Consider the following 1,958-nt stretch of genomic DNA (forward strand, 5'->3'; position numbering starts at 1 on the left):
GGTTGTGGTGGAGCAGGGGGAGTAAAGACGTTACCGCTCTGCATTGCTGCGATTAGCTGGCGCATTACCTCGGTATTTTCTTTAATGACTAATTCAAGGCTCATGGGGTACCTCAGGTATAAAGAATGATCGGGAAGTGGGCATTGGGGGTTCTTTCCAGTTCATCGCGCTTACGCAACCAGCGCAGGCGGCGCACTGTGTTATTTACGGGGGCAGTGCCTAACGGGGCGGTTTTAACTTTTTCCTGTTGTTGCATCGTGGTGGTCCTCCTCAGCGAACTTAATAAAGCGCCCGCGACCAGGGCCGACGCTTGATAAATTCACATTTGCTTGAGGGACATGCAGCAAAAAGCATGTCCCTTATCACGTTCCTGTCTCGCATTCCGGTTTCAACGGGTTAGCCAAGACATTCAGCGGGCCACTGAATTGCGGGGGGTGACTGCCCTGTCCAGATTGTTAAAGAGCGGGTGGTGCATGCGATCTGGTTATTCATAATCGCATAGATAGTATCGAGACTTGTTTTCGCATTGTCAATTCTTTTTCGCATTAATTTTCTCGGGAGAGGTTCTCTTGGTTTTTAAATTAATCTGGGTAGTACAGCGAATCTTTGACTATGCCTGCCACGTAGAATATTTTTTTTATGGTGTGCGCCTCTAGACGAATAGGGGCATGTTCTGAGTTGATTGAAAGCAAGTTAACAATTCCATCTTTTTGAAAGAGAAATATTTTTACCATTACTTCCCCTTGTGTATCTTGAACTAGTACTTCATCTCCTGGCTTAAATTTCCGGTTAGGCTCTATCACAACAAACTCCCCGTGTTGTATCCGAGGCATCATTGAATCTCCTTGGCACTTGAGTGCAAATGCATCTTTATCCTTTGTTGGCCACAAGACATAGCCATCCCCTTGGCCAACAGCGTATTCTTGAGGATCCCAATAGCCACCACCGCCAAGTTGTGCCGTACCCAGCATCGGTACTTTAGTAAAAGTCAGAGGGATAGGCTGACTAGGGAATGCTTCATTTTGTGGGATCTCTTCCGGTTGATTATTATCTTTGAGAGTTAAATCCTTATATAGCAAGTCGTTGGCCTCTACATTGAAAAATTTTGCAAGGTTTTGAACCACCGCCAACCTTGGGCTTTTGACTTCACCATTTAGCATTCGGTGCAATGTAGGTTGTGGCATCCCTATTCGCCGTGATAATTCAGCAACACTTTTTACATGCTTCTTTGTCATTAAGCTCTTGATATTTCTGTTTAAATTTTCAGTTCCTACGTGCATTTGTACGTCTCCAGATATAAAAATATGTCTTTTAGCATATTATAATCGAATAATAATAATTTTTTTGCATTGCATACTTCTATGCGAATTGTTATTTTTAATGCGGTTAATGCATAAATTTGGAGTTGAGATGATGAATAAAAAAACACCTCAAGAAGTTGTTAGGGCGCTGCTGGCCCTTGGATTCACTCAAAAAGACCTAGAGAAGGACACTGGTGTAAAACAACCTTCAATAAGTCGAATACTTACGGGGAAGAACGGTGATCCTCGGATATCTACAGTGCGTGCTCTAGAACAGTTCTATCTAGCACAAATAGCTACTACTACCAAGGCCAAGGCCAAATAGCCCATGCCTATACGGTATTCAACAGGGCTGCACGCCAGAGACGCCAAACCAAAGCCTGCGGTATGTGAAAACTTCTCGCGTTTTAGTTACACCCTGGAAGATCTCCGCAAGGCCATCGGCATCACGCAGGAAGACACCCGGGCGCAGATGTACGCCAAAAAAGTACGCCTGCCCTATATCTGGCATTCGATGAAGGATGTTGCCGTTGGTCGTTATGCGCTCAATGCTGGTGATCGCGATGTGCTGTTCCTCGATATGGACGGCTGCGATGAAGAGGCATGGCGGGCGTTGCGCGACGCACTGGCCTGCTTCTCATGCTTCACTTACTCAAC

At 45.4% G+C, this 1,958-nt stretch carries 3 protein-coding genes and 1 pseudogene; 2 read left to right on the forward strand and 2 right to left on the reverse strand.

Features of this window, described 5'->3' with window-relative positions:
- Positions 1-112: 112 nt before the first annotated feature.
- The gene (locus QZ506_RS16910; RefSeq protein ID WP_291972660.1) at positions 113-256 is read right to left on the reverse strand and encodes a hypothetical protein; all 144 of its coding nucleotides are present in this window, start codon (positions 254-256) and stop codon (positions 113-115) included.
- A gap of 325 nt (positions 257-581) precedes the next feature.
- Positions 582-1,235: a S24 family peptidase gene (locus QZ506_RS16915; RefSeq protein WP_291972662.1), complete on the reverse strand. Its 654-nt coding sequence runs from the start codon at positions 1,233-1,235 to the stop codon at positions 582-584.
- Positions 1,236-1,413: 178 nt separating this feature from the next.
- Here QZ506_RS16915 and QZ506_RS16920 point away from each other — a divergent pair, with 178 nt between their 5' ends.
- Positions 1,414-1,626: a helix-turn-helix transcriptional regulator gene (locus QZ506_RS16920; RefSeq protein WP_291972664.1), complete on the forward strand. Its 213-nt coding sequence runs from the start codon at positions 1,414-1,416 to the stop codon at positions 1,624-1,626.
- A gap of 3 nt (positions 1,627-1,629) precedes the next feature.
- Positions 1,630-1,958 (forward strand): annotated as a pseudogene (locus QZ506_RS16925) (ATPase); the annotation flags it as partial.

The sequence above is a fragment of the Candidatus Symbiopectobacterium sp. genome (assembly GCF_020054415.1).
GTDB lineage: Bacteria > Pseudomonadota > Gammaproteobacteria > Enterobacterales > Enterobacteriaceae > Symbiopectobacterium.

Coding starts and splice junctions, on each gene's coding strand:
- QZ506_RS16910 (WP_291972660.1), bottom strand. CDS start 256: ATGCAACAACAGGAAAAAGTTAAAACCGCCCCGTTAGGCACTGCCCCC.
- QZ506_RS16915 (WP_291972662.1), bottom strand. CDS start 1,235: ATGACAAAGAAGCATGTAAAAAGTGTTGCTGAATTATCACGGCGAATA.
- QZ506_RS16920 (WP_291972664.1), top strand. CDS start 1,414: ATGAATAAAAAAACACCTCAAGAAGTTGTTAGGGCGCTGCTGGCCCTT.